Source organism: Halioxenophilus aromaticivorans, from assembly GCF_042850945.1.
In the GTDB taxonomy this organism is placed as follows: domain Bacteria; phylum Pseudomonadota; class Gammaproteobacteria; order Pseudomonadales; family Cellvibrionaceae; genus Halioxenophilus; species Halioxenophilus aromaticivorans.
The window spans coordinates 3,441,171-3,467,205 of sequence record NZ_AP031496.1 but is presented as its reverse complement, the minus strand read 5'-3'; the positions used below and the strand labels follow the sequence as shown (position 1 = coordinate 3,467,205).

Sequence of the window (26,035 nt, the reverse complement as noted above, 5' to 3'; positions counted from 1 at the left end):
TCTAGAAAAAAACGACCTCGGAAAATAGCAAAACCAAACGAATTTCCATAGCGAGTAAATATTGATGGCCGGTGACCAGCCCTACAAAATCATGCCCTGTGATGCGCTGCCCACCCAGCCCCAGTGGTTATACCAACAAACCGTACCTGTGATTGCGGTGGCGGAAGCGGCAGACCAAATTACGCAATCCGATAGCGGCTATGAAAATGCAGACCTAATCGTGGGCTGTGAGAAAGACGCTGAAGGCTTGGCAGCCCGTATTCGCAAGAATCCCCAGGCAGCGTTGGTGTTAGTGCAAGTATTGCGTGCGCAAACTCTGCTTCCCACTGCTGCCGCGTTGGATATGGAATCCATGGCTTTTGCCACCCTACAAGCGGGCGATGAATTTAAAACATGGTTGGAAAGCTACCGCGGCAGTAACACCACAGCCAATGCCAATACCGATACCAAGGATGGAAACGATCAACCGGCCATCGATATGGATCGCCAAGGCGATGTACTTACGGCGGTTCTTAATCGGCCGCAAACACGCAACAGCATCACCGTTGAAATGCGCGATGCTTTGGTGGAATTGCTTACCATCATGCGAGTGGATACTTCGGTGCAACGCCTTCTAATCAGTGCCCGGGGGGCGTGTTTTAGTGTGGGCGGCGAGTTGGCCGAGTTCGGTAGTTTAATCAACCCCAGTAATGCCCATTGGATACGCACCGTTCATAGCCCGGCCAGATTAATGGCCGAGCACTCCGGGCGAATTACATGCACGGTACATGGCGCTTGCATCGGTTCGGGTATCGAGTTGCCCGCCTTTGCAAGCCAGCTTTACGCCCATAAAAAAACATTTTTTCAGCTGCCAGAATTAGCCATGGGGCTCATACCCGGGGCGGGTGGCACGGTAAGTATTAGCCGGCGCATTGGCCGGCAAAAAGCCGGTTGGTGGATACTCAGTGGCAAAAAAATAACCGCCCAAACGGCGTTGCAATGGGGGTTAATCGATAAACTATTGGATTAACCCATTGATTTGTGGCCTTTCGGTCACTGAGCATAAAACTCATCGCTACAAAACAACGCAATGCGCCAAGCGCAGCTAATAGGCTGGCCCAGGGCTAATCACTATCGCTCTTTCATCGCAATTTGATCGCCGTTTGATCGTCGTTTCATTGCCGTGCCTCGGACAGCCTTTCCTAGTTTACCTTTAAGATAGTATTTGCTATCTTTGTTTGGTGTTTCCAAATTTGCTACGACTAAAGTCTTACGTTTGCAGACATTCGACGCATATTTTTACGCAGGTTACTGATCAGTAAGAAGTTTTTTGTGCAGTTAATGGTATAGTCGCAGGCTAATGATTTAGCTCACGACATTGGATGTATTGATGACTGACCAACAAACCACGGATATTGCCAAACCCAAACAACGCCGCCGCAGACGCTCACCGGAAGAGATCATGCAGCGCTTACTGTCTGCCGCAGAAGAAGAATTTAAGCTCAACGGTTTTAGAGGGGCTACCACGGCCAGTATTGCCAAGCGCGCCGATGTGACCGAAGCACAATTATTTCGTTACTTCGATTCCAAGCAAGATATTTTTAAAGAGGCGGTTTTTAAACCGTTAAGCAGCCGCCTGGCCGAGTTTAATGAGCAGTACATGCTTAACGTCGATGAAGCGCGCAGTACCGACGAGGCTACCCGCGATTATATTGTTGCGCTGCAAAAGTTTATTAGTGAGCACTCGCTGTTATTTAAATCTCTCATCGTGGCCGAGGCCTATGGCCGCGGCAAAACAGAGAGCCTGGGTGCCATTGAAAGTTTAAATGCGTACTTTCAGCAAGGTGCAGAAACCATGCTCAAACGCCTTGGTGAAAAACAACCCAAGGTTGCGCCCAGCGTAATGGTGCGAGTCTCCTTTGCCGCGGTGTTGGCCAACGTTATTTTCCGTGAGTGGATGTTCCCGGAAGAGTTGGCCAGCGATGATGAAATTAGTAGCGCTGTGGTAGATTTTGTAATGCACGGTGTTAACGCCAATCAGGCAGCAAAAGATCAGTAACTTTTATTAAGCCCATTCCATCTTTGCGCGAAATAGGGTTGTTGAGCAGCTTGAATAAGCAACCCTGTTACTCAACCAGGAGCTACCTTGTTTGAGTAACGACAACAATAAGAGCGTACAATGTCCAATCAAACCCAAGACCTCGTCGAGGCTTTTTTTACCGGTTTAAAGCAGGGCGAAGTCTCGCCCAAACTTATCAGCCCAGATTTTTCCGCCTGGACCCTGACATCAGGTGATATGGATCAGCAACGCTTTTGTGGCGGCGTAAAATTATTGGCGGCTATCATTGAAGGCGAGCTTATTTATCAGCGAGTTAGCCTAACCTGCGATGATAGCGCCGCTGCGGTGGAGGTGACCTCAGACTGGCGGTTAAATAATGGTGACCGAGCACAAAATAACCACGTATTTTTGTTTCAAATTCGTGACGGAAGAATTAGCCACGTGCGGGAATACATGAACCCAACCGTACCGAGCGACGTCCTTGGCCCAGCCATGCAAGCTGCCATGAGCCGTTAACGCAACTGGACTTTCGGTTTTAAGCTGGCCTTTAAAAATCTCAGAAACACTTAGCGAGAAATAGTTAAAATAATAAATAAAAGGATTCTCCCTTGACTGAATCAATCCCTGTGATTGTAGTGGGCAGTGGCCATGGCTGCCGAGTGCATGTGCCGGCGTTAAGAGCTGCGGGCTTTGACGTAGTGGCGCTGGTAGGTAGCGATGAGCAGCGTACCCAGCGTCGGGCGCAGCGCTTGTCCATTGCGCTAGCAGCAACGGATTTGGCCCAAGCCATAGATCAAACCAACGCCCAGGCGGTAACCATCGCCAGCACGCCGCATACTCATTATCCGCTGGCTAAAATTGCGCTTAGCAAAGGCTGCCATGTTATGTCGGAAAAGCCGTTTACCTTGAAGGCTGAACACGCTAAAGAGTTGTTGATTTTGGCACAGGAAAAAGGCGTACAGCATTTATTGGGCAACCAAATGCGCGCTCGCCCGGAGCGCGTGGCGGTGGCCAATGCGATTGCCCAAGGGGCCATCGGCCAAGCTAAATTTATCACCTTGGTTCAGTACGCCAGCCTATTGGCAGATACCCGCCAGGCATGGCCGCAATGGTGGTTCGATGCTGAGCAGGGTGGCGGTTGGTTGGGAGCTTCCGGTTCGCATATGATTGATCAGGTGCGCAGTTGGCTGGGCGAATTCGAAAGCCTAAGCGCCAGTTTACCCACGGTGGCAGCCAGGGAGAACGTAACCGAAGATTCCTTCGCGGTACGCTTTCGATTGCGCAACGGGGTTGAGGGCATTATGCAGCAGTGTGGCGCCGCCTGGGGTGAGTTTTCGGCCATGACGCGGGTATCAGGCACTGATGGCAGTTTATGGATAGACAACGGCAAGGCGTGGCTGGCGGATATAAACGGTACTCGGGAACTAGAGCCGCCCGCCAACGTGAGCTTGCCGGCCATGCCAGTCAGTGATGATCCGCGTGAGCAATTCTTGCATTTGGAGTTGCCACCCGCACAACGATTATTTGAAAATTGGCGTAACGGCATTTTGCAGCAACCGCAAACCAACCCAACGCAATTTGCCAATTTTAACGACGGCCTCGCGGCAATGCAGGTGCTAGAGGCTATTCGATTATCTGCGGCTAATGATGGCGCTACCGTGCCGGTTGATGCCAACTCTGTAGAATAGTTTTTTAGTTGTGGGGAATGGATCGAAACCATTACCCCCCCCACCCGAGAAAAAAGAAAAAAGAGAGAAAAAGAAAAATCTTCAGGCTGGGTGTTATCTATTGAAATAAATCTTCTTGCACTGGCCGAACTAAGTGCGATGCCGGTAACGATTGCTTTAAATAGTCGTCCGCTAAACCGCGTACTACCACCGCAGGTATGCCGGCGTTGGACTCGCCACAGACCAAATTAGCAGTAGCACACAGTTGATCGCCAATGGCCAGCTGGGTAACTGCTAAAGGTCTTTCTTCGCGGTCTACGTGGCCGCGTAAATCGTAGAGCGAACTCAGCCCAAAACAGCCGATGCAGGTACCGCACACGCCGTTGCGAAAGGGGCGGCCGAAACTGTCGGAAATTAGCACGGCCACCGAAACGCCTAGGCGTTGCTGCATGGCCTCGGCGAGGTGCTGAGCGCTGGCATCGGGGTTTTGCGGTAGTAGCAAAGCAATATCATCACCCGGAACATTGGATTGGTCGATACCGGCATTGGCCATAACTAAGCCTAATTTGTGGCGCACAATCAATACTCCGGGCACGCAGCGCACCACATCGGTGGATTCTTGCAAAATCAGTTCTACTAAGCGTGGGTCTTTTTGACACTGGGCAGCAAGTTCCAGTGCTTTGGTGCTGATATTAACGGCATTGAGATTAATAAATCGCCCTTCAATTTTGGACACAATCTTTTGCGCTATTACCAACACGTCGCCGTTGCTAAGCGTTGTCGTATTCGCACACAACCCATTGATTAGATGCTCTACCAGATCATCGCCCGCTAGAAATTCGGGCATTCCCTGCACCGGGATAAACTCTAAGCTCGCCGCGTTCATGAAATTATTTCTGCCTTTGGGTGCACTAAATTGGCTGTTAGCGAAGCGTTACCGGAGGGCATAGCATTGGTTACCGGTATTAACGCAGGCGCGCTCAGTGCTTTGCTGTGTTGAACACTACATGCTGGCGAATACAAAGTAGTACGCTGTAAGGGCATGCGACCCAGAGATTTAATTAAACATTCCATTCCGGCGGCGTCTAGCTCCTGGCCGTGGCTGGCACCGGCGGCCCGGCTGATGGATTCATTCATCAAGGTGCCGCCCAAATCATTTGCGCCACTGTTAAGGCAGTGAGACGCCCAGGTTTGACCCACTTTTACCCAAGAGACTTGGATGTTTTTGATCCCCGGGCTTAACACCAGCCGAGCCACCGCGTGCATTAAAATGGTTTCTCTAAGCGTTGGGCCTTTACGGGCTTGGCCTCTTAAAAACATGGGCGCTTCCATATGGACGAAGGGCAGAGGCACAAATTCGGTAAAGCCACCGGTTTCTTGTTGAAGTTGGTCTATCCGCAAAAGGTGTTCAGCCCAGTGCTGGTAATTATCTATGTGGCCAAACATGATAGTTGCCGTGGTGGCTAGTCCTGTGTTGTGGGCCTGGCGGATAATATCCAGCCATTGGTTGCTGAGCATTTTATCTGGGGCCAGCTGGCGGCGTATGTCATCGTTAAGAATCTCCGCCGCCGTGCCAGGCATAGAATTTAAACCGGCGCTTTTCAACGCTTGCAGATAATCTTGCACACTCATTCCCAACGTTTTAGCACCGTGGGCGACCTCCAAGGGGCTAAAGGCGTGCATGTGTATATTGGGCTGGGCCTGCTTAACGGTATGACACAAATCTAAATAGGTTTCACCGGTAAACTGCGGATGAATGCCTCCCTGCATGCACACTTCAGTGGCGCCCCGTGCCCAGGCTTCGTTAACTCTGCGAATAATCTCTGATGGTTCTAACAAGTAGGGCTTACCGCGTAGGTGGTCATGCCGCTTTCCTTTGGAGAAAGCACAAAAGCTGCACTGGTACTGGCAAATATTGGTGTAGTTAATATTTCGCACCACGGCGTAGCTTACCGTGTCGCCGTTGGTCGCTTTGCGTAGATTATTTGCAGCCCGGCAAACATCGGCAAAGTCCTGCCCGCGGGCGGAAAACAATTGTGCAATGTCTTTTTGCGTCAGTTGTTGTGTGGTGTGCTTTTCTAGCAGCTGGCTAATGGCGGATTTACGCCTGGCGATGAAAGGCCCGCTGGCGATATCGTTGAGGTCATCTTGGTTGGCTTCAGTGCAGGCTCCTGGCGCCCATTGGCCAACCCGGGCGAGGCCGCTGCTATCACTTAGCTTTAACACCTTCGGCCGAACGCCAGGCGCCAGCCAAGTATCCGCCTGTTGTGTAAACCGAGGGTAAACTGTGAGCCTTTCCACCAGCTCGTGGCCGGTGGCTTGGGTGGCTTTTGCTAGCGCGTCGAGGTGTGGCCAGGGCGCCTCTGGGTTTACGTGATCAGGAGTAACCGGGGATACACCACCCCAATCGTTGATACCGGCCTCAATCAGTTGGCCAAGGTTACCATCGAATAAATTGGGTGGCGCTTGCAGGCTTACTTCGGCCGGTAAAATCACTCGTGCACAGGCAATGGTCCAGCACAATTCCTCCATGCTCGGTTCTGGAAACCTTGCCATTTTGGTATCAGCTTTGGCTTTAAAATTTTGCACAATGACTTCTTGTATGTGGCCGTATTGCAGTGCCAGTTTTTTTAATTCTACAATCGACTGCAAACGTTCAAGCCGTGTTTCACCAATACCAATTAACACGCCGCTAGTCATGGCTACCTTGGCAAGGCCGGCGGAGGCTAGGCTGGCCAGTCTTCTTTGCGGGTCTTTGTCCGGCGAGCCGTAATGTGGGCCGCCTTTGTCGCCGAGCCGTTGGGCACTGGTTTCCAACATAATTCCCATGGATGGCGCCACCTGGCGCAATCGCTGATAATCCTGCAACTGCATTAAACCGGGGTTTAAGTGCGGTAAAAGGCCTGTCTCTTCCAACACCAATTGCGCTACATGGCCCAGGTACTCCAGGGTGGTTTCAAAGCCGAGGTTACGCAGAGCATCACGCGCCGCGCTGTAACGTAGCTCGGGTTGATCCCCCAGGGTAAACAGCGCTTCTTTGCAACCTTGCTGCTGGCCTTGCCGAGCGATTTCCAGTACCTGCTGTGGTGATAAATACACTGAGTGTTTAGTTTGCTGTTGGCGGGCTAGGGCTCTTGGCGTTTGCGCAAATGTGCAGTAATGGCATACATCGCGGCACAGTTTGGTGAGCGGAATAAATACTTTGCGGGAATAGGTAATATTGGTACCCCACACCGTAGCGCGTTTTTGTTGCGCGGCTATGGCCAAAGTTTGCCACGGGGTGTTTAACAAAGTATCCACGGTGTGGTCGCATTCAAAAGAAGGTTGGCTGGTGATGGGCATCAGGCTGCTTCACTTATAGGTTGCCGCCACTTGGGGTTGTGCTGGGCAATGTGATGATAGTCGCCTGGGGTGTCTAGATCCCAGGCAAGCCTTGGGTGGGTAAATGAGCCCCAGCTGAGCTGGCAGTGCTGGGCGTTGTAGATGTGTTGTTGGTAGCTGTTGTTGCCAAAGGCCAAAGGCAATTTTACTGGCCAAGGTGATACCAACGCGTTAGTTCCGGAGAAGTGCTTGTCTGGCACGATGGTGATGTCTTGCCTGACGGCAGCAATTAATAATTCATCTAGGCAGTCGACGTTGACCTGTGGTAAATCACTGGCGATTAACAAAAGCTGTTCGGGCTTACCCGGTAGATTTTTTAGTGCCCATTGATAGGTGTTTAGGGTGCCGATTTCGTTGGTGATTATTTCAGCACAGTCAAATTTACGGGCTAGCTGGCTGATGGCATCGTCGTTGTTATTAACCACAATTACCCGATGCAGATGACGGCAGGCTTGCAAAGTGGCCAGTACATGGCTTGCTAACTGTAGGTGCAAACGTTGCCGCTGTTTGCTATTCAGTGACGGCGCTAACCGGCTTTTCGCCCGCTGTAAGGTGTTTATCGGCACCAGGGCCCAGGTGGTCTTCGCCATGGCTTAACCGAACGCCTGCCGTAATCGTGTATTCAGTGTTTCACCGAATAAGGTTAAAAACTCGGCTTGATTGGGGCCAGGGTAGTGGAAAACCAAATGATTAAAACCCATGTCTACGTAGGGCTTAACCTTTTCTACCACTTCATCGGCGTCATCTGTGACAATCCAGCGCGAAGCGGCGCGCTCGGCGGGTAGCTCATCCGCCAGTTGCTCCATTGCCAGCGGATCTTCCACGTTCATTTTTTCTTCTGGCTTCAGTGCCAGGGCACCCCAGAAACGGGTATCTTGTAGGGCCTGTTGTTTATCGGTGTTGTAAGACAGTTTAATTTCAATGGTCCTATCGAATTCAGTATTGGAACGCTGGGATTGCTCCAAACCTTCGGTAACCTTAGGCAGTAATTTATCTTGGTATAGCTCCCGTGCTTTACCGCTGGTGCAAATAAACCCTTCACCGGTGGTGCCTGCATACTTTGCCATCACAGGGCCTGCGCCAGCGATGTAAATGGGTACCGGGGTGTCGGGTTTATCGTAAATAGTGGCTCGTTCTGTGCGGTAGAATTCGCCCTCAAAATCCACTCGGTCTTGCGTCCACAGCGTTTTAATAAGACGAACGGATTCTTTTAAACGCAGCGTGCGTTCACGCTGCTCTGGCCAAAGCAAACCACTGGCAGGGACCTCATTCAGTGATTCACCAGTGCCCACCCCTAAAATTAAGCGATTGGGAAATAAACAGCCCATGGTGCCAAAAGCCTGTGCAACGATACTGGGGTGGTAACGAAACGATGGCGTTAAAACACTGGTGCCCATAACCACGCGCTCTGTTTTAGCGCCCAACGCGGCCAGCCAAGACAGTGAAAAAGGCGCATGGCCGCCTGTGTGCCGCCAGGGTTGAAAATGATCACTGATCCACACCGAATCCAGCCCAATTTTTTCAGCCAATATTCCGTAGTTCAGTAATTCCTGGGGCGCGAACTGTTCGCTAGAGGCTTTGAAACCCAATTTTAAGGTATTACTCATGGTGTTTTCTCTTTGGGTAGTTTGTTCAGTACTTCTTCGGCAAATTGTTGTAGGTCGTCGCACCAGGCCTGACGAGTGTCGCCTTGGGGGGCATAGCAGGTTACGCTGACGCCGAGGTCAGCGAGTTGGCCAATTTTATCCAAATACTGTGCATGGCTAAGTTGTTCGCCTGGCGCTTTAATGCTACCAGTCATTAAAAAAGGAGGCTCTTGACGATTGATTTTCTCACAGTGGTTTAGCAGGTATTGCTTTGCCTTGGCGAGGTCAGCAATCGAATTAATTTGCGCAGTACGGGCGGTGGCAGAAATTACAGGGGCCGTAAAAAATGGATACCAAGCGTCGGCTAGCTCAGCTGCACGTCGCATTGCTCTGGGCGAGTTGCCACCCATTAAAAAAGGCGGATGCGGCCGTTGCTTACTGGTGGGTAAAATGCGGCAATTACGTGCCTCGTAGCCGGTACCTTTGAAGCTGAAGTCTTCTCCACTGAGTGCGAGTTTTAGGGCTTGTAGGTATTCATCCATGGTGTCGTTACGGGCTTCAAAGTCTGCCCCCAAGGCGTAGTATTCACCTTTCATATAGCCGGCGCCGAATCCCATCATTAATCGGCCGTTGGATAAGTAATCTAATGACGCGATGGCCCGCGCAGTTATAAATGGGTTGCGATAGGGTAGCACCAGAATACCCGTGCAAAGCTTGAGCTGTTGTGTGCAAGCGGCAACCATGGACAAAACCACAAAGGGATCTTGCGCGTAGTGGCCGCCGTTGTCTAACCACTTAGCGCTGGGGCAAGGATGATCCGTAACATTGACACCGTTGAAGCCTAAACGCTCTATAAATGGTGCGATGGATGTTATGGCCTCTAGGCTCATAAATTCATCGCCGGCGTTTAAATTGTCAAAGGGTAGAACGACGTTTATTTTCATTATGACCTCCCAGGGCCTTAAATTTCTGGCGTAAGTGTCCACTGGCCAGCTTTATTCCGAGCCCAGCCACTGGATGCCCAGGTGCCGCCATCCACGCGTAAAATAGTGCCGTTAACGTAGCTGCTCAGTGGCGATGCTAAAAACAAAGCAGCGTCTGCGCATTCGTAGTCATAGCCGGTACGCGCTGCCGGGATACGTCTGGCCGTAGCTTCCTCCCGAGCCGGCGAAGGCTCTATCCACTGTGACTGATCAACCGGCCCGCGAATATTACCGCGCACACCAGGCGTTACGGTGTAATCTGGCGCGAGAGCATTAACGCGAATTTTGTGGTCGGCCAACTCTAAAGCCATGGTGCGAGTAAAATTCTCTAAGCCGGCCTTGCAAGCGCTATAAACCGCTGCATTGGGAGCAGCCCGAGAGGCCTCAATACTGGTGACATTAATAATACTACCGCCTCGACTACCTTTAATGATTTCGGGTACCACCGCTGCCGTGGCGGCGAAGGCGCTAATAAGATTTAAATCCACGTGCTTGCGCCATGAGCGTTCAGACTGAGTCAAAAAGGGTTTTAAACTGACGCCACCGGCATTGTTGACCAAAATATCCAAACGTTGGAAACACTCAATAGCTTTATTCACCGCTTCGCTTATTTGATCGGTGTGTGTGACGTCTACGGTGATGGGTAATGCCTTTGCTCCTAGTTCACGTACTTGTAGTGCAACTTCTTCACAGCGCGCTGGTTCTCTATCGGCGATAACAATGTGCGCGCCGGCGCCGGCAAATGCCAACGCAATGGCTCGGCCAATACCTGCGCCCGCGCCGGTGATAAACACAACCTGGCCAGTTAAATTGAGTCGCTCTATGGCGGGTTGGTCTTGGTGATGGGTGATGTTATCCATGATTCGGTTCTACCATTATTGACTCAGCCACTGTTGGGTTTTTTGAATGTATTCGGCGAACAACGGCCTCACCTGATCGGCATCGAATTGATAATGACTGGGATCGGGTTTGGGGTTACGCTCGCGGTTGGCGGCGTTGTGTTGCCACCAATTTTGCATGCCGGTTTCAAACTCGTGGCTAACAGGGCAATCTAACCATTGGTAAAGAGCCGTGACTTCTGCAATAGGTTGCTGCTGCATAGCGGTAAAATCGATATCAAAAAATCGGTGCTCGTTGCCGTTGGCTCGGAAGGCCATGGCTCTTTCTATGCCTATTTTCCACATGTTGATATTCAATTCCGCAGTGTAGTGCGGGTCGGCATGGTCACTGAGTTTTGAGGTGTAATCATCGAATAGGTAAATCACCGAAAGCAATACATCGGTGGGGTCGCGATGGGTCATCACAAATCGTGCATCGGGAAATACCTTGTCCAGGTGATCTAAATACAGTAAGTGAGTTGGTGCTTTCAACCGCCAAGGTGACGTCGGGCTGCGCCACTGCAGTAATTTCAAAACTCGTCGTTCGTAGGCGTAGGTCGTGGTTAAATCGGCCGTTAATAACCATTGGGCGTAGGTGGGAATTTGTGCAAACGCTAAAAACAATTGTGATTTAAAATCCAGAGCCATTAGCTCCTGGCACTCCGCTGGGCCGGTTGCGGCGGATGGAACGTGACGTTTGGCACCTTTGGGTCTTGTCTCGTCATTGTTGAGGTGCTGAATTCTTGGATCTGGCCCGGTGACCATCGCCGGGGGCGGACAGGGCTGAGCCGACTCATAGCTACGCAAAGAACGCGCATTAGGATCTTGCGCGAGCAAGAACGAAAGTGCAGTAGATCCCGTCCTTGGTAAACTGATTCCGATAAGAGGTGCTACGATAATTTCACTGTCAATTTCGGGATGTCGCCGGTACCAATCTTCGACATGCAGTCGATTTTTTAATGCTCCCAAAATGCGTTGCTCAAATATCCCTTCGCCCGCGCGGTTAAGCGCGGCCTCTGACTCCAGCGCACCCAACAATATCTCCAGTCCCTCTTTAAATGAGTCGTCACCAAAATCGCTGAGTTTGGTTTCGCGGGCTGCTTGCGCCATAAATTCGTTGGCTGTTTGCATGGTTTTAAACCCTTTGCCGTTTAGCAACTGTTTTGCACACATTTGGCTACACTGCCAGTGGCTAAGCTGGCAACTTCATTGTAAGGATTAACGGGGGTTATAGCGCGATTAACTGTTATGTCCTTGGGACAAGCGAAGGAAAGGCCGAACTAAAGCGGGTCTAAAGAATAGAGGCGGGCAAATAGAGTAGTAGAGTTAGATTAGTAGAGTTAGAGGAGTAGAGTTAGAGTTGGAGCGGTAAAAGAGAAGACACACGGAAGTAGAGAGAAAATTTGAGCAACCCACCTAGCAAATGCCCGAGGTGGGTTGCACTTCAGTTACCGATGGGGAGCCTAAGACGCTCGGATACCAATCGCTTTGGTCTCTAGGAATTCTTCGATACCTTCCAAGCCCCATTCGCGGCCTATTCCACTTTGTTTATAGCCACCGAAGGGAAGGTCTCCTGTAATACTCGTGCCGCCGTTAACGCTCATAGACCCTGTACGGATTTTTTTGGCCATTTCCAGTGCCCGCTCAGTGCTGCCAAAAATAGCGCCGCCTAAACCATAGACGCTTTCATTGGCAACACGAATGGCGTCCTCATCATCTTCGTAGGGGATCACCACCAGCACAGGGCCGAAAATCTCCTCTTGAGCGATGCGCATATCGTTGGTGCAGTCGACAAAGCAGGTAGGTTCAAAGAAGAACCCGTTACCTTTGTCGCTGCGTACCTTACCGCCAGCAAGCAGCCGGGCGCCGTCTTGCTTGCCGATGTCGGTGTAGCTGGCAACGCGATCCAATTGTTTTTTGGAAATTAATGGTCCCATGATGCAGCTGGGTTCGTCTTGTAAGCCCCACTTAGAATCAAAGCCGGCGTAGGCCATTTCCAATGCTTTCACAGCTTCGTCGTAGCGACTTTTTGGTACTAGCAAGCGGGTAGGGTAGGCGCAACCTTGACCGGCGTGGAATACAACCATAGAGCCCATTACCGTTTGGGCAAAATTTGGAGCGTCGTCTAATACAACAAAGGCCGATTTTCCGCCAAGCTCCAAAAACACGCGTTTTAAGCTGGGGGCGCCATTTTGCATAATTAATTTACCTACGGCGGTGGAGCCAGTGAAGGAAATTAAGTCTACGGCTGGATCTTTAGTAAGCATTTCTCCGGCCATGGCTGGGTCGCTAGACGTAACCACGTTAAACACGCCCGGTGGCAAGCCAACTTGTTGAGCTATTTCCCCCATTACAGAGCCCATTAAAGGGGTATCTGGTGCGGGCTTTAAAATAACGGTACAGCCAGCAAGCAGTGCCGCCACCACCTTGCCGATGTTAACGTACAAAGGCACATTCCAAGGCGTGATTGCGCCAACTACTCCGACTGCTTCGTGGGTGACTAGACGCTTGGTATCGAAACCGTTCTCGTTTTTAACACCACGGTCTTCTTGCCAGGTAACTTGTTCAAAGCACTTTAGTAAGTCATCGGCTCCATTTAAGGCGCCATCGATGTGTGCGCGCGCGGCGGCACCCATGGCAGCGCCTGCCTCAAAGCGAGAAATGTCTACTAGCAGTGCGCGCTTATCCCACAAGGCCTTGACGTACTTTTTCATCAATTCGTGGCGTTGTTCGTGTTGGCTGGACCAGTCGGTGTGGTCGAAGGCATGCCTGGCACTATCGATAGCTTGTTGCACGTCAGCCGCAGTGGCGTCGGCGGCACGGCCGACGACCTCGCCAGTCCATGGGCCGATGTTGTCATAGTATGCATTATCGCTGGAGGGTCGGATTTCTCCGTTGATATACAGCATTGCATCTTGCAGATTACTCATCTGATTCTCCTTTAGAGGATGTTGTTTTGCTTCGCTCAAGGCACGGTGCTTTCCACCGCTACTTGCCCGTTGCGGCTAGTGCTATTTTGCGGTTTTAATGCGTGATTTGCGGCGACGTAACCCCAGGTAAGCGATGGGCCAATACTGCCGCCGGCTCCCGGGCTGGATTTAGCCATAACCGAAGCGGTTGCCACGCCAGTTGCATAGAGGCCCGGTATTGGCTGGTTTTCTTTACTCAATACTTGAGCGTGTTCGTTGGTTACGATACCGCCAAAGGTGCTGACGTCTCCTGGGTATATAGGAACTGCATAAAAAGGCGCTTGGGTAATGCTACCTAGGGTTGCTGAAGGTTTATTCAGTTTATCGCCTAGCCAGTTGTGGTACACCTCATCGCCGCGGCCAAAAGCTTCGTCTTTGTTGGCAGTCACAAAACCATTAAATTGTTCTACGCTGGCTTGTAGTTGCTGGCCATCGATATCGCACTGGCTTGCCAACTCAGCTAACGTAGCGCCTGTTTTAAGGAAGCCTGCTTCTAGCCATTGTTTAATGCGTTTTTTATTGAGCATGCCGCCGGCTAGCATATATTTTTTAGCGTATTGGCTATCGATGATCATCCAGCTGGGAATGGCAGAGCTGGTTTCATTACGTTCTAAAATACCGCGAGCCAGTTTCATATAGGAGTCTGCCTCGCCCATAAATCGCTGGCCGGATTTATCCACTAATATGGCATGGGGTTTGGCTAAATCGCTTTGCATGTAAGCCAGCGGTTTGCCCGGCGGGGTGGTGACAGGATAGCCTTGTCGCTGTTCCATTTGGGCGACGGTTGCGCCTACTCTCACGGCTTCTTGGATCATTTCCCCTGTGTCGCCGCTGGCCGCGCCCGACCACTCGGTTTTTGTGCCCGGAATGTACTGATCGAGCATAATTTGGTTTTTACTGAATCCGCCTGATGCAACCAGAACACCGAGTTTTGCAGTAATGTGTACTGGTTGGCCCTTGTGCTCAGCAATAACTCCTGTGACCTTACCGTTATCGAACATTAATTCTTTAACGGCGTACTCTGTTCTTATGTCCGCACCAGCATTAAGGGCGGCCTTCAGTTGAGCGCCTTGCAGCGCTTGCCCGGCAGTGGCGTAGTTTTTACCGGTTAAGCGGCTACCCAGTGTGCGACCAATAAGCTTTAGCAACATACCCTTGGCTGCCCAGGTACGGGTCATATAGGCAAGTTCCATGGCTTCTTCTAGGTAGCCGGCTAAGGGTAGGAACCCTGGTCGTAACTTATCTTGCCAATCGTCCAATGATTTTAAATTGAATAATTCCGATACCACGGTACGGCCGGCTTCAGATTGCCCCGGAACTGCATAGTAATCTGGCCAAGATGGAACCCGACGAAACTCTAGCCCCTGGGACTCTAAGAACTCTAGCGCAGCGACGGATTGATCAACGTAGGTTTCACGCCTTAGCGGACTGGTCCCTGGAGTATCCGGCGCATCACCAACGGCATGATTTAAATATTCTATGGCTTGATTTTTACTATCGGGCACGCCAGCGTCTGACATATAGCGGTTGTTGGGTATCCACATAACGCCGCCGGAGGTGGCAGTGGTGCCACCGAGTAAAGGCTCTTTTTCCAGAACGACAACCTTTTTGCCGGCGTCGGCCATAACGATGGCGGCACACAAAGCGCCAGCGCCGCTGCCGATAATCACAAAGTCACACGACTCGTTCATGTTGTTTCCCATTTTTATTTTGTTGGAAATCTTGTAAGTACTTTACCGAACGTTTGTATTTAGCCTTGAAAATACAGTAATCATCGGCGACGCTAACTGGCATGGATTGCGTTCTCTTTTAGCGCTTTTGAAATAATTCTAGGGCTTGCGTCCGTGCAGGCTGATCGACACAGCGTGTAGATCAGCTGGCAAATCAATCAATGCCCGAAAAACATCCGTCACCGAATCAAACTGGCTGATGGGCTTTTCTCGCATATTAAAGCCCCTCTCTATAGCGGCTTTGGCAAATGCCATTTGATCTTCGGGGTTGGCGTCCCAGGTTTTGCCTTCCTCGTACATGGCGCCGGCTCGTACGTAGGAAGCTCTAATGCCGGCATCTTGCAATTCCAAATGCAGGCTTTTAGTCAAACGCTCTGTGCCTGCTTTTGTGGCTTGGTATACCGATAAATGCGGCAGTTCCACCTCAACAGATTCGCTGGTTATGTTGATTAAATGCCCGCCTTTTTTCATCAAAGGTATGGCTGCTCGGCAGCTAAACATTGGGCCGGCCAAATTGATATTTATGGCGTTTATAATCTGTTCGTCTTTGGCATTTTGCAACAGGAAAGGTTCGAATACCGCTGCGTTATTGATTAACACATCAATAGTGTCGTACCGCTCTTTAATGGTATCGAAAGCCTTTTTCACCGAGGCTGGATCGGCGACATCGCAGTGCACAGCATATGCCGCCTCACCAATCTCATCAGCAACCGCCTGTACTTTGGCAAGGGTTCTACCCAACAACACCACACGATCACCATCGTTGGCAAAACGCTTTGCAAGGGCGCGGCCTAAGCCGACGCCTGCGCCGGTAATTACGATCAATTTTGACATGGTTTTACTCCGTAATTATTGTTCTTGTTCGTACACGCTCAAGTCGCCCGCGTAGGCGATACCGCCAGGCCAGAATTCTTCGCCACTGATTTTATTAAAATAATGTACCGTTCTGGCGAAGGAACCCGTATTGGAACGAGGTTCCATAACAATACCGCTTGGGCTGACGCCACGAGCACGGGCGCTAAAATCTTTTACTGTGAACAGTAGATCATCAGTTTGTTGAGCGCACAACACTAGTTGGTCGCCAGGGCAATAATGCTTGGGTTCAACTTGGGTAGTGCTCAACTCACCGCGTTTCATGCCCACATGTCCGGGCACGTTGATAACCTCAACGCTGTGTATTTCTTCGTACCATTTTTGATAGGCCTCGTAGTGGCCGGCTACGTAGTTGCCCAAAATAATGCTAACGCCAGACAGTGGTTTGTCTTGTTGCCAGTTCGGGCTCACCTTCCAATCGCCAAACATTTCATAGGAGTAAATACGTTCTGCTGTGTCCGTACTAATTAAGCTCGCGTCGCGAGCATTGGCTAACAGAGGGCCCAATGCCGGCAGATCGATTTCGGGGGTTTTTGTGTCGAATTCGTAAACGGTCATAAATTGCCAGGGCTGCAGAATGTCCGGCATGATTTGTATATCGGCTATCTCATAGCGTTCTGCGTTGCAAAAGCCTCGCAGGCTGGATAGCTGTTGTTGATGATGAATCTCAAACCACTGGCTGTATTCTTGCTGCCGATCAGCGGGAACGTTGTATAAGTGGATGGTTGTATATAGCGCCATGCGTTGCTGCCTTTTTATGGGGTCGGTCGTTATTGGCAATGCCCGAAGGGCCGGTGACAGTCTGACAAAGTATTTAAGCTGCTGTTTTTATTCTCTTTTTTTGCTTTCATAATGTGGCAAGTTAATGGTGAGTTCTGCAATTCCACAGTCTTGCCGCGAACGTTTCTAGAGCTAGAGTGATATTGCTATTGAACAGCATTGATGTATAATAAGTCAAACTTAGCCTCCTTGGCCAGTACCTCACTAGGCCATCTCCACACTAGGCAAAACAAAACACAATAAAAGTGGGAGGAACCTTGAAAATCCGAATCGATAAGGACGCCTGTGTAGGCAACGCGCGTTGCTACGCAATCTCTGAAGAGCTATTTGAGCTGAACGACGAAGGTTACATCGCTGTAACTGAGGTCGAAGTGCCGCCTGAATTAGAGGGGTTGGCAAGGCGTGGCGCTAGGGCGTGCCCAGAGAAAATTATCCAAATAATTGAAGATTAAACTGAGCGGGAAGCGGCCAGTCAGCATTAGCACCTATACGAACTGAAAGGGTGTGAAATAGGCTGCCGCATCTCAGCATTCTTGTTAATGGCACACAACACACAGATAAATTACCCATAATATAAAGAGGCAATGTGATGGACTTTTTAGGTTACAAAGGCAAGCGTGTTATTGTCAGTGGCTGTTTCTCCGGCATGGGTGAGGCCACCGCTAGAATTTTAGTAGAGCAGGGTGCCGAGGTACACGGCTTGGACTTTAAACCAACGCAACTAGAGCTCGCCAGTTTTAACCAAGTCGACCTGCGTGCCCCAGAGACAGTAACCGAAGCAGTGAATAAAATTGGTGGTAAGGTGGATGCGCTATTTAATTGTGCAGGCCTGCCGCAAACCGCTGGTGCAATGGATGTAATGAAAGTTAACTTTGCCGGTACTCGTCACCTAACCGAGGCTGTTTTGCCGTTAATGGCCGAAGGCAGTGCAATCGCCAGTATTTCATCCAATGGTGGTCTTGGCTGGAGCCGTCGTATCCCCGTTATTATGGAATTAATTGGCCAAAAGGGTTTTGACGCCGCCGTTGCTTGGTGTGAAGCGCACATGGATGAGGTCAAAGAAGGTTATTCCTTTTCCAAAGAAGTTATTATTGTTTGGACCATGCTGACAGCCTGCCATTTAATCAAAAAAGGCATTCGTATGAACTGCACTATGCCTGGTCCGACCTCTACACCGATGATGACCCATTTCAAAGAGGCCTCTGGTGATGCGGTTATCGATGCGGCTATGCAGCCCAGTGGTCGACCTTCTTCACCTGAGGAGCAAGCCACAGCCATGGTTTATTTAAATAGCGCTGCGGCCAGTTACGTTAACGGTGTGGCCTTGCCTGTTGACGGTGGCTTTATGGGGGGTGTTGCCACAGGGCAGGTTGATCTCTCAGCTATGATGGCCAACGCAAAATAAAACTGAGTCCTGTAGGTTTATTAAAACAATAACGAAAGCGGTGCGGGCGCAACTAAATGCGCCCGGCAGCCTTGCTAAATAATCGTATCGATAAGGATCCTCAATGAGTACTCCAGCCTTAAGCCCAGCGGTGCCGAAGCCAGATCATATCCCTGATCAGTTTGTCTACGATTTTGACTTTTTTGCTGACGAAGCAATGACGAAGAATGCCCATGCTAGGGTGCTCGATATCGTTAAAAATGCACCGCCGGTATTTTGGACGCCACGCCACGGTGGACATTGGGTGCTGGCCAGTCACCAAGCAGTGTTCGAAGCTACACGCGATTACGATCATTTCAGTAATTCTCCAATGCCCTACGAGGCCATTCAGCAGGTTCTGGAAAGCCTACCCGAGGGTGCGCCAAAACCCTTCATTCCCGCGCCGATTACCTTTGATCCGCCCCATCATTCAGTTTTTCGTGCACCACTAAATAAGGCTTTTTCTCCTAAGGCGATGCATCAGCTTAAGGGAAAAATTCGAGAGCTGGCAGTCAGCCTTATTGATGCAGTGAAAGAAAAGGGCGAATGTGCTTTTGTTGATGCGATCTCCGAGCCCTTGCCGGTAACCGTGTTTTTAGAAATGTTCGGCCTGCCAGTTGAAAAGCAGCGCTTGTACAGAGATTTGGTGAAAGAACATTTTACCAACACTGACCGTGACCAACAGGCAATTACAAAGCGCTTGCGAAAAGTGGCGGATGTAATGCGGGACACGATCATCGAACGCCGTGATAACCCACAAGACGATTTGTTGTCGCTGCTGTGGCAAGCTGAGTTTAACGGTGAAAAAGCGACCCTTTACGATCTCGAAAACTATGCCGTAATGCTGTTTACGGCGGGCTTAGATACCGTGGTCAATGGAATGGCGCTAGGTGCAATACATTTGGCGGAAAACCCAGAGTTGCAGGCCGAATTACGAGCTGACCCCGAGAAAGTTCCCCAGGCTACAGAAGAAATACTGCGTCGCTATACCTTTACTATTCCACCTAGATTTATGGCAGCGGACTGTGATTTCTTAGGTGCACCGTTGAAAAAAGGCGATATGGCATTGATGTTTTTGCCTGCAGCGGATTTAGACGCAACCGAATACCCTGAACCAGAAAAATTTAATCTAGAGCGCGAAGGCAAGGCTCATATTGCCTTTGGTACTGGTATTCATCGCTGCTTGGGTTCGCATTTGGCTCGTATCGAATTGAATATTTTGTACGAAGAGATGATGGCGCGTTTGCCCGAGTTTCGCCTGGACCCAGATAAGCCGCTGGTTTACCACGGTGGCCATGTTTGGGGGCCAGAAGAAGTTTACTTAAAGTGGGATGTGTAACCAGTGATTTTTCGTAAATTACCGCGTTTAGATTCGATTAATCGTGCCTTTTGGACTGGCGGCGAGCAGGGCGATCTTAACATTCAGCACTGTGACGACTGCCAGCAATTTTTTCATCCGCCCCAGCCGGTATGCCGCCATTGTATGTCGCAGAATGTGGTGCCTAAAGCGGTTTCGGGCAAGGGTACCGTTGACACTTTTACCGTGAATTATCAAAAGTGGCACCCTCAGTCTGAGGTGCCCTATGTTATTGCCCGTATCGCCTTGGACGATGCCCCCGGTGTGTACATCACCAGTAATGTGATTGATTGCGACCCGGAAAGTGTCGACATCGGTCAATCGGTTAATGTTGTGTTTGAGCAGCAAGAAGAGGTGTATCTACCGCTGTTTAAGAGGGTAGATTGATATGGTTTCTCAGGCAGAACAAAAATCCGTAAACGATGCCTTTATAACCGGTATTGGCCAGTCCGAAATCGGTATGAAACTCGAGCGCCTGCCTATGTCGCTCACCGTAGACGCGATTAAAGAAGCATTGAATGATGCAGGCCTAACGCTTGAGCAAATCGACGGCGTTTCTACCTATCCTGGCCGGTCTGCTGGCATGTTGGGGTTTTCTCCCATAGGCGCCGACGAATTAATCGATGCTCTAGGCATAAAAGCGAAATGGTACGCCGGTGGCGGTGAAATTACTTCACAACTTGGTGCAGTGGCGGCGGCAGCGGATGCCGTACGGCTTGGTCATGCTCGCCATGTGATTTGTTATCGTACCGTTTACGAAGCGGCAGCTTTGGCCCGGCCGGATGAATACCCAATGCCAAGGCGTGATCGTATCGACAGTTATTCGCAATGGTTCCAACCCTTTGGTGCCACCTCTGCTGCCTGTTGGACGGCCCAGTACGCCATGCGGCACGTAAAAAAATACGGTTTAACCCGCGAGCAGTTGGCGCAGATTGCTATTACCGGTAGAGCCAATGCGGTACACAACCCTAAGGCGTTAGTGCGCAAACCGTTATCCATGGATGAATATTTATCGGCACGGATGATTTCTTCGCCGCTGTGTTTGTTCGACTGTGATCGTTACACCGACGCTTCTACGGTAATTATTGTATCCGCTGGAGAGGCCACCGATGAGGTGTCCTGTACGCCGGTACGTATTGCCGCCCAGGCCGGCTCCGTGGATCGACTCAGTTGGGATCAGGCTGAGTGGATGGCGTGTTATCAGACCGGTGCCGACCTCTGGAAGAAAACCGATTATCAGCCCAAAGACGTAGATACCGTGCAATTATATGACGGCTTTAGTTTTCAAGCCTTGGCCTGGATAGAGTCGCTAGGATTTTGCGAACGTGGCGAGGGTGGTCAATTTATTGAGGGTGGACAGCGCATAGCCTTAAACGGCGAGCTTCCATTGAACACCTTTGGAGGCCAGATTGGTGCTGGCCGGCTGCACGGCTTTGGCTTTGCCCATGAGTCCGTGGTGCAGTTACGCGGCCAGGGTGGCGATAGGCAAATTAAAAATAATCCTAAGGTCGCGGTTGCTACCTCCGGTGGTGGCCCATTGGCAACGGCCCTGCTGTTGGCCGTGGATTAATTATGGATGTGAAAGCGCTGCCCGGGTTTCGTCGTCGGATAGACATAACGCCGGCAGAGCTGAGTGTCACCGCTGAATTAGAAGACGATTTTCATCGAATGGCGGTGACCATACATCACGATGGTAAACAAATAACCGATGTTTTACCGGTACAAACACGGGCGCCTTGGACCACGTGTGATGGGGCTCTTAACGTAGTTAAAAAAACCTTTATTGGCAGGGCCCTTAATGACTGCCAGCGGGTTGGCGGTAAGAAAAAAAACTGTACGCATTTATTCGATTTAACACAGTGGGCGGCGGCGCATGCCCAAGATAACTCCGCTACCCGATACGATGTCGCCGTTAGCGATCCTCACTTAGGGATTAGTTACGCGCAAATTGAGAAAAATGCACTAATGGAATACCAGTGGCAACTGCGTGGTTTTGAAGTAGTCGCACCCAAAGAGCTGGCTGGTATGCCATTGCATCAGATGCGTTCCTGGGTTGAATCGCAATCTGATGAAAAAATAGAAGCTGCAAGAATATTGCAGTGGGGCGCTATGATCGCCCACGGCCGTCTTAGGCCAATGGATGAGCAGTCCGATGCATCAAAGATGCCGCCGAATTGCTATACCTTCCAGCCGGATAACGCCTTATTGGCGGAGCGGGTGGGAGAAATAAAGGATTTCAGTGTTAATGGTATAGAACCATTGATGCCGTTACACACCGCAAATTGATTTTTAGGCAGTATGGCAATAGAACGGCCATCTAAAAATACGATTGCAACAAAACCAAAAATCTAAGGTCATTACCGGCCGATAGACACTGCCGCATTTAGGAGGCGAGTATGGAAATGAATGATATGGTGATCATAAGCGTTGATGATCACATTACCGAACCACCCGATATGTTCGACAAGCACTTGTCTAAAGAGCACCTTGCAACGGCGCCTAAATTCGGTGTGGACGAAAATGGTAAAAATTTCTGGACCTACCAAGGCATGTTTATGCCATCGGTTGGTTTGAACGCCGTAGTTGGCCGTCCGCCAGAAGAATACGGTATGGAGCCGAATTCTCTGGAAGAAATGCGCGCAGGTGTTTACAACGTCGACGAACGCGTTAAAGACATGAATGCCAATGGTATTGTTGCTTCTCTGAACTTTGGTACCGTTGTGGGTTTTGACGGTGGCCGATTCCATAAAGCTGCAGACAAAGACTTGGCATTGATTCACCTGCGCGCCTACAACGATTGGCACATTGATGAGTGGTGCGGTTCCCATCCTGGTCGGTTCATCCCTTGTGGTATCTTGCCAACCTGGGATATGAAAGCCACTGTTGAAGAGATTAAACGCATTTCGGCAAAAGGTTGCACTGCGGTTTCCTTGAACGAAAATCCAACCACGCAAAACTTGCCCAGCATTCACAATGAATACTGGGAGCCAATGTGGAAAGCGATTGTTGAGCACGACATGGTGATGTGTTTGCATATTGGTGCGGGTAACCCAGCGCCACACGCCTCTATGGAGACTCCTATCGAGGCGTGGATCACTACCATGCCCATGTCGGTTGCTGTTGGTGCCGCAGATTGGTTGAACTTGTCCGCGATCCAGCGCTACCCCAATATGAAGATTTGTTTGTCTGAATCGGGTATCGGTTGGGTGCCTTACTTCACTGAACGTGCTGACTTCAGCCACGCGCGTCACAAGGCCTGGACATACTCAGACTTCGGCGGCAACAAGCCCAGTGAAGTGTTCAATAAGCACTTTATGACTTGCTTTATTGACGATGCTTTCGGTTTGGATAACTTAAAGTATCTGAACGAAGATTTGGTGGCCTACGAGTGTGACTACCCGCATTCCGATACCTTGTGGCCAGAAGTGCCCGAGTTTCTTTGGAAAACAGTGAAGCACCTAGACAAGCGCATCATTGAGAAAGTGACCCATCAAAATGCCATGAACTACTATAACTTCGATTTATTTAAGCACTTTAAGCGCGAAGAAGTTACCGTAGGCGCATTGCGAGCCAAAGCCCAAGAGCAGGGCGTGGATGTTACGCCTAAGTCTTCTGGCGGTGCGTCTCCGCTTGCCGAAGGTGAGGCTCCTCGTCGGATTGTCTCCGGTGATTTGGTGAAGATGTTTAAGCACCACGCCGAAGCTGCTGAGAAAAAACAAGCCGGTTAATTTGGCTTAAACAAAAGCCCGCCAGGGGAAACCTTGGCGGGCTTTTTTGTAGGCAATGGCGTAATTGGTATTGGTCTTGGGATTTAGATATTACTTTTTTGCTATTGCTGTATTTGCAGTGCGCCCAAAAAGTCTAATTTACCTACCGGTACGCCCTTGGCTCTGAGAAGATCATAGGCGGTTGTGGCGTGAAAATAGAAATTGGGCTGAGAGAAAGAGAATAAAAACGTTTCAGCGGTAAACGGTAGGTTGTAGTCCTTAAATTCAAACCTCATGGGGGCGCCAACGCGGCCATTGAGCTCGTCCTTGTCGACGTTCTGCAAGTAATCCACAGCGGCTTGCAGTTTGCTTTTGAGACCGGCTAAATCCCCCGGTGCTTCGTCCATATTGGGTGAAAATACTCCTTGTTTTAATCCCTCCAGTGCGCCCACGCTATGGGTGTGAACTGACTTGATTTGGTACGCTAGAGGGTACATATCCTCGATAATCCGACTTTGCACGATGTCTTGCTCCGCCGTGTTGGTCTCTGTACACCAGGCCTGTGCTTTCTCAAGCTGAGCGAGGCAAGCGTTGGTGATTTGGAGGTAGGTCGGAATGGTGGCGTCGTAGAGGGAAATAGTCATGTTCGGCTCTTTTAGATGATGTTTATTAGGGAGGTTGTCAATACCGGCAGTGTACCAGTAAAACTGCCGCTAAAACCTGACGAGACGTTACTGGACCTTCCAGGATGGCAACCCCTATGCCCGAGGTATATTTGGGCTGTTAGAGAATGGCTACAAGCTTTGGGTTGCCGAGGGACCAAGCCTAGGCGAGCATTTTGGTAAGTTCTTCCGTACTTTGGTTTTTTGGCTTAGCCGTTGCACTCACAGTATTGGGACTTTGGGCCATGGATGGGGTGTTTTCGTCTTGATCGCGGTAAACCACCGCGTAATCCTCAACATCACTGGTGACGACCACGCCGGGCATCACTTTTGCGTGTGTGCCGATGGCTACTCCTGGGTAGATTTCAGCGCCCTGGCCGATATAGGCGTAGCTGCCGATGACTATGATGTCCTCTGGGTAGCAGGGGGCAGAGTAGTTTAGGAATCCATCGCCAGCGTGCAGTTTACAGCCATCTAGGTGTACGCCATCGCCGACAAAAACTGACTCGGGAGTATCTATTTTGGTATCGAGGGCGACTTGGCAGCGTTGGCCAAAGTGATAAAAGCTAACAAAACGGCGGAGAAAGTTGGCATAGCCGGTGGGTGTGCGTTGGATAGCGGTAAATCGGTAAAGACTTGAGTGCTGTAAACCACAGGCTGTTAAAAATTTTATAAGTGGCTTCATGTCATCCTCCCTGATGAGCCGAGCAGGTAATATGGCAGCTTTTAGCAGCCGTTGGAACCTTATTTACACTTTATTAATGCTTTTGACGGACCTAGACGATTGTTTGCTGTCTAAGCTGGCAAGCCTGGAGCTATTTTTGCCGTTTATATACGGGTACGAACGCTATCTCGTAAAGCTTGTATGTCCTTCTTTGGCGATGTTCCAAACAGGCGGCTGTATTCACGGTTAAATTGGGAGGGGCTTTCGTAACCCACTTGGTAGGAGGCGCTGGACGCATCCAGGGCTTCGTTTAACATCAACCGCTTAGCTTCGGTCAGCCTCAACCATTTTTGATATTGCAGGGGGCTTTTGGCCGTAAGCTGTCGAAAATGCTGATGAAAGCTGGTGGTGCTCATTTGCACCGAGTTGGCTAAGTCCTCTACCTTAAAGGGCTGGTTGTAGTTCTGTTTTAGCCAGTTTACGGCCCTGGCGATGCGCTGGTTTTGGCTATCAGCTGCGGCAGCTTGGCGTAAGCGCCATGCTTGGTCACTGCACATCAGCCGAAAGTGAATCTCCTGTAGGTAAAGAGGGGCCAGAGCCGGCAAGGCTTGCGGCTCGCGCATTAATTCAACGAGCCTTGCCAAAGGCTCTAGTAATTGGCTCGTCATTGTACCCACTCCAGTACTGACACCACGGCCTTCTTTCGCTTTGCCCACGGGTTGGTTAGGCACCAAACCCTGGGCGACCAGGTCGGCAATTAGGCGAAAGTTGAGGCTTACCACAAAGCCTAGGCAGGGCTCCTCGCTGCTAGCGCTAACCACCTCAGATGCCGCGGGCAAATCCAAGGAGTTGACCAAAAAACGCCCTGTGTCATAGTGCAGGTTGTGGTCACCAATAAGAAGACGCTTTTGCCCCTGGGTCACAACCACGATACTGGGTTCTATTAAGCAGGAGCAGGGTTCGGAAACCGAATCCCGGCGGAATAGCATGAGTTCAGGAATAGCAGTTGCGAAATTACCCTCATGGGGTGCCTCGTCAATAATGATTTTGGAAAGGTGGGCTTTATCAACCGGGTAAGCTGAGGACAACTGCATAGCTAACTCTTTGTATTCGCAGCGGATAAGAGGTTAACAACATAGACCGTTAAATCTACTAAAATTCCCTTAATAAGTAGGATTAGGCAATAAAAGGCGTTCAAAGCTATACCGATAGTTCGACGATTTGCCGGCCGAACAGCCCCAACCGTTACATTCAAAAGAGGTAAAGGCGGGCAAGAATTTTAGGCCAAAGACGTGTAAAGCTTTGTCTATTGATGCTAGTGTGTGGTTTCTTTCAAT

General features: G+C 50.3%; 25 protein-coding genes. 11 read left to right on the top strand and 14 right to left on the bottom strand.

Features of this window, described 5'->3' with window-relative positions:
* The first annotated feature begins 64 nt into the window (after window positions 1–64).
* The 4 genes from ACGHM3_RS14970 (at window position 65) to ACGHM3_RS14955 (ending at window position 3,726) form a co-directional block, all read left to right on the top strand.
* Window positions 65–1,009, top strand: coding sequence for an enoyl-CoA hydratase/isomerase family protein (locus ACGHM3_RS14970; protein ID WP_345422798.1), 945 nt, complete (start codon window positions 65–67; stop codon window positions 1,007–1,009).
* A gap of 360 nt (window positions 1,010–1,369) precedes the next feature.
* Window positions 1,370–2,038 (top strand): TetR/AcrR family transcriptional regulator, encoded by a 669-nt coding sequence (locus ACGHM3_RS14965; RefSeq protein ID WP_345422795.1) that lies wholly within the window; start codon window positions 1,370–1,372, stop codon window positions 2,036–2,038.
* Between the two features lie 120 nt (window positions 2,039–2,158).
* Entirely contained in the window at window positions 2,159–2,554 is a 396-nt protein-coding gene (locus ACGHM3_RS14960) for a hypothetical protein (RefSeq protein ID WP_345422792.1), read from the top strand.
* Window positions 2,555–2,646: 92 nt separating this feature from the next.
* Window positions 2,647–3,726: a Gfo/Idh/MocA family oxidoreductase gene (locus ACGHM3_RS14955; RefSeq protein WP_345422789.1), complete on the top strand. Its 1,080-nt coding sequence runs from the start codon at window positions 2,647–2,649 to the stop codon at window positions 3,724–3,726.
* Between the two features lie 97 nt (window positions 3,727–3,823).
* Here the strand turns inward: ACGHM3_RS14955 and cofE are convergent, their stop codons facing one another.
* From cofE to ACGHM3_RS14900, 11 genes are all read right to left on the bottom strand, one after another.
* A complete protein-coding gene (gene cofE, locus ACGHM3_RS14950; RefSeq protein WP_345422786.1) occupies window positions 3,824–4,591 on the bottom strand; it encodes a coenzyme F420-0:L-glutamate ligase in 768 nt (255 codons plus the stop codon).
* Entirely contained in the window at window positions 4,588–7,047 is a 2,460-nt protein-coding gene (gene cofH, locus ACGHM3_RS14945; RefSeq protein WP_345422783.1) for a 5-amino-6-(D-ribitylamino)uracil--L-tyrosine 4-hydroxyphenyl transferase CofH, read from the bottom strand. The genes cofE and cofH overlap by 4 nt, the downstream gene beginning before the upstream one ends.
* A complete protein-coding gene (gene cofC / locus ACGHM3_RS14940) occupies window positions 7,047–7,676 on the bottom strand; it encodes a 2-phospho-L-lactate guanylyltransferase (protein WP_345422779.1) in 630 nt (209 codons plus the stop codon). Before cofC ends, cofH begins: the two co-directional genes overlap by 1 nt.
* A 3-nt stretch (window positions 7,677–7,679) precedes the next feature.
* A complete protein-coding gene (fgd, locus tag ACGHM3_RS14935; RefSeq protein WP_345422776.1) occupies window positions 7,680–8,693 on the bottom strand; it encodes a glucose-6-phosphate dehydrogenase (coenzyme-F420) in 1,014 nt (337 codons plus the stop codon).
* Window positions 8,690–9,616 (bottom strand): TIGR03619 family F420-dependent LLM class oxidoreductase, encoded by a 927-nt coding sequence (locus ACGHM3_RS14930; RefSeq protein WP_345422773.1) that lies wholly within the window; start codon window positions 9,614–9,616, stop codon window positions 8,690–8,692. The genes fgd and ACGHM3_RS14930 overlap by 4 nt, the downstream gene beginning before the upstream one ends.
* A 17-nt stretch (window positions 9,617–9,633) precedes the next feature.
* On the bottom strand, window positions 9,634–10,515 hold the full coding sequence (locus ACGHM3_RS14925) for an SDR family oxidoreductase (RefSeq protein ID WP_345422770.1): 882 nt from the start codon (window positions 10,513–10,515) through the stop codon (window positions 9,634–9,636).
* A gap of 15 nt (window positions 10,516–10,530) precedes the next feature.
* The gene (locus ACGHM3_RS14920; protein ID WP_345422767.1) at window positions 10,531–11,664 is read right to left on the bottom strand and encodes a sulfotransferase; all 1,134 of its coding nucleotides are present in this window, start codon (window positions 11,662–11,664) and stop codon (window positions 10,531–10,533) included.
* Window positions 11,665–11,996: 332 nt separating this feature from the next.
* The gene (locus ACGHM3_RS14915; RefSeq protein ID WP_345422764.1) at window positions 11,997–13,463 is read right to left on the bottom strand and encodes an aldehyde dehydrogenase family protein; all 1,467 of its coding nucleotides are present in this window, start codon (window positions 13,461–13,463) and stop codon (window positions 11,997–11,999) included.
* A gap of 35 nt (window positions 13,464–13,498) precedes the next feature.
* Entirely contained in the window at window positions 13,499–15,193 is a 1,695-nt protein-coding gene (locus tag ACGHM3_RS14910) for an FAD-dependent oxidoreductase (RefSeq protein ID WP_345422761.1), read from the bottom strand.
* A gap of 138 nt (window positions 15,194–15,331) precedes the next feature.
* Window positions 15,332–16,066 (bottom strand): SDR family oxidoreductase, encoded by a 735-nt coding sequence (locus tag ACGHM3_RS14905; protein ID WP_345422758.1) that lies wholly within the window; start codon window positions 16,064–16,066, stop codon window positions 15,332–15,334.
* 15 nt (window positions 16,067–16,081) lie between these two features.
* Entirely contained in the window at window positions 16,082–16,846 is a 765-nt protein-coding gene (locus ACGHM3_RS14900; protein WP_345422755.1) for a hypothetical protein, read from the bottom strand.
* 296 nt (window positions 16,847–17,142) lie between these two features.
* Here ACGHM3_RS14900 and ACGHM3_RS14895 point away from each other — a divergent pair, with 296 nt between their 5' ends.
* The 7 genes from ACGHM3_RS14895 (at window position 17,143) to ACGHM3_RS14865 (ending at window position 23,393) form a co-directional block, all read left to right on the top strand.
* Window positions 17,143–17,337, top strand: a complete 195-nt coding sequence (locus tag ACGHM3_RS14895) for a ferredoxin (protein ID WP_345422752.1) — start codon at window positions 17,143–17,145, stop codon at window positions 17,335–17,337.
* A gap of 137 nt (window positions 17,338–17,474) precedes the next feature.
* Window positions 17,475–18,290 carry a coniferyl-alcohol dehydrogenase gene (locus ACGHM3_RS14890; protein ID WP_345422749.1) on the top strand — a complete coding sequence of 272 codons (816 nt, stop codon included), beginning with the start codon at window positions 17,475–17,477 and terminating at the stop codon, window positions 18,288–18,290.
* A 103-nt stretch (window positions 18,291–18,393) separates the two neighbouring features.
* Complete coding sequence (locus tag ACGHM3_RS14885; protein ID WP_345422746.1) at window positions 18,394–19,647, top strand: cytochrome P450; 1,254 nt, start codon at window positions 18,394–18,396, stop codon at window positions 19,645–19,647.
* A gap of 3 nt (window positions 19,648–19,650) precedes the next feature.
* Complete coding sequence (locus ACGHM3_RS14880; protein WP_345422743.1) at window positions 19,651–20,052, top strand: OB-fold domain-containing protein; 402 nt, start codon at window positions 19,651–19,653, stop codon at window positions 20,050–20,052.
* 1 nt (window position 20,053) lies between these two features.
* Window positions 20,054–21,235, top strand: coding sequence for a thiolase family protein (locus ACGHM3_RS14875; RefSeq protein ID WP_345422740.1), 1,182 nt, complete (start codon window positions 20,054–20,056; stop codon window positions 21,233–21,235).
* Between the two features lie 2 nt (window positions 21,236–21,237).
* Window positions 21,238–21,951 (top strand): hypothetical protein, encoded by a 714-nt coding sequence (locus tag ACGHM3_RS14870; protein WP_345422737.1) that lies wholly within the window; start codon window positions 21,238–21,240, stop codon window positions 21,949–21,951.
* Between the two features lie 110 nt (window positions 21,952–22,061).
* Window positions 22,062–23,393: an amidohydrolase family protein gene (locus ACGHM3_RS14865; RefSeq protein ID WP_345422734.1), complete on the top strand. Its 1,332-nt coding sequence runs from the start codon at window positions 22,062–22,064 to the stop codon at window positions 23,391–23,393.
* A gap of 101 nt (window positions 23,394–23,494) precedes the next feature.
* On the opposite strand, the gene ACGHM3_RS14860 is transcribed toward ACGHM3_RS14865, so the two are convergent.
* The 3 genes from ACGHM3_RS14860 to ACGHM3_RS14850 form a co-directional block, all read right to left on the bottom strand.
* Window positions 23,495–24,016: a DUF1993 domain-containing protein gene (locus tag ACGHM3_RS14860; protein WP_345422731.1), complete on the bottom strand. Its 522-nt coding sequence runs from the start codon at window positions 24,014–24,016 to the stop codon at window positions 23,495–23,497.
* A 181-nt stretch (window positions 24,017–24,197) separates the two neighbouring features.
* Entirely contained in the window at window positions 24,198–24,719 is a 522-nt protein-coding gene (locus ACGHM3_RS14855) for a hypothetical protein (protein WP_345422728.1), read from the bottom strand.
* Between the two features lie 143 nt (window positions 24,720–24,862).
* Window positions 24,863–25,792: an AraC family transcriptional regulator gene (locus tag ACGHM3_RS14850; protein WP_345422726.1), complete on the bottom strand. Its 930-nt coding sequence runs from the start codon at window positions 25,790–25,792 to the stop codon at window positions 24,863–24,865.
* Window positions 25,793–26,035: the final 243 nt, after the last annotated feature.

Coding starts and splice junctions, on each gene's coding strand:
- ACGHM3_RS14930 (WP_345422773.1), bottom strand. CDS start 9,616: ATGAAAATAAACGTCGTTCTACCCTTTGACAATTTAAACGCCGGCGAT.
- ACGHM3_RS14885 (WP_345422746.1), top strand. CDS start 18,394: ATGAGTACTCCAGCCTTAAGCCCAGCGGTGCCGAAGCCAGATCATATC.
- ACGHM3_RS14860 (WP_345422731.1), bottom strand. CDS start 24,016: ATGACTATTTCCCTCTACGACGCCACCATTCCGACCTACCTCCAAATC.
- ACGHM3_RS14850 (WP_345422726.1), bottom strand. CDS start 25,792: ATGCAGTTGTCCTCAGCTTACCCGGTTGATAAAGCCCACCTTTCCAAA.
- ACGHM3_RS14855 (WP_345422728.1), bottom strand. CDS start 24,719: ATGAAGCCACTTATAAAATTTTTAACAGCCTGTGGTTTACAGCACTCA.
- ACGHM3_RS14875 (WP_345422740.1), top strand. CDS start 20,054: ATGGTTTCTCAGGCAGAACAAAAATCCGTAAACGATGCCTTTATAACC.
- ACGHM3_RS14890 (WP_345422749.1), top strand. CDS start 17,475: ATGGACTTTTTAGGTTACAAAGGCAAGCGTGTTATTGTCAGTGGCTGT.
- cofC (WP_345422779.1), bottom strand. CDS start 7,676: ATGGCGAAGACCACCTGGGCCCTGGTGCCGATAAACACCTTACAGCGG.
- ACGHM3_RS14870 (WP_345422737.1), top strand. CDS start 21,238: ATGGATGTGAAAGCGCTGCCCGGGTTTCGTCGTCGGATAGACATAACG.
- cofH (WP_345422783.1), bottom strand. CDS start 7,047: ATGCCCATCACCAGCCAACCTTCTTTTGAATGCGACCACACCGTGGAT.
- cofE (WP_345422786.1), bottom strand. CDS start 4,591: ATGAACGCGGCGAGCTTAGAGTTTATCCCGGTGCAGGGAATGCCCGAA.
- ACGHM3_RS14915 (WP_345422764.1), bottom strand. CDS start 13,463: ATGAGTAATCTGCAAGATGCAATGCTGTATATCAACGGAGAAATCCGA.
- ACGHM3_RS14960 (WP_345422792.1), top strand. CDS start 2,159: ATGTCCAATCAAACCCAAGACCTCGTCGAGGCTTTTTTTACCGGTTTA.
- ACGHM3_RS14865 (WP_345422734.1), top strand. CDS start 22,062: ATGGAAATGAATGATATGGTGATCATAAGCGTTGATGATCACATTACC.
- ACGHM3_RS14910 (WP_345422761.1), bottom strand. CDS start 15,193: ATGAACGAGTCGTGTGACTTTGTGATTATCGGCAGCGGCGCTGGCGCT.
- ACGHM3_RS14905 (WP_345422758.1), bottom strand. CDS start 16,066: ATGTCAAAATTGATCGTAATTACCGGCGCAGGCGTCGGCTTAGGCCGC.
- ACGHM3_RS14970 (WP_345422798.1), top strand. CDS start 65: ATGGCCGGTGACCAGCCCTACAAAATCATGCCCTGTGATGCGCTGCCC.
- ACGHM3_RS14965 (WP_345422795.1), top strand. CDS start 1,370: ATGACTGACCAACAAACCACGGATATTGCCAAACCCAAACAACGCCGC.
- ACGHM3_RS14920 (WP_345422767.1), bottom strand. CDS start 11,664: ATGCAAACAGCCAACGAATTTATGGCGCAAGCAGCCCGCGAAACCAAA.
- ACGHM3_RS14925 (WP_345422770.1), bottom strand. CDS start 10,515: ATGGATAACATCACCCATCACCAAGACCAACCCGCCATAGAGCGACTC.
- ACGHM3_RS14900 (WP_345422755.1), bottom strand. CDS start 16,846: ATGGCGCTATATACAACCATCCACTTATACAACGTTCCCGCTGATCGG.
- fgd (WP_345422776.1), bottom strand. CDS start 8,693: ATGAGTAATACCTTAAAATTGGGTTTCAAAGCCTCTAGCGAACAGTTC.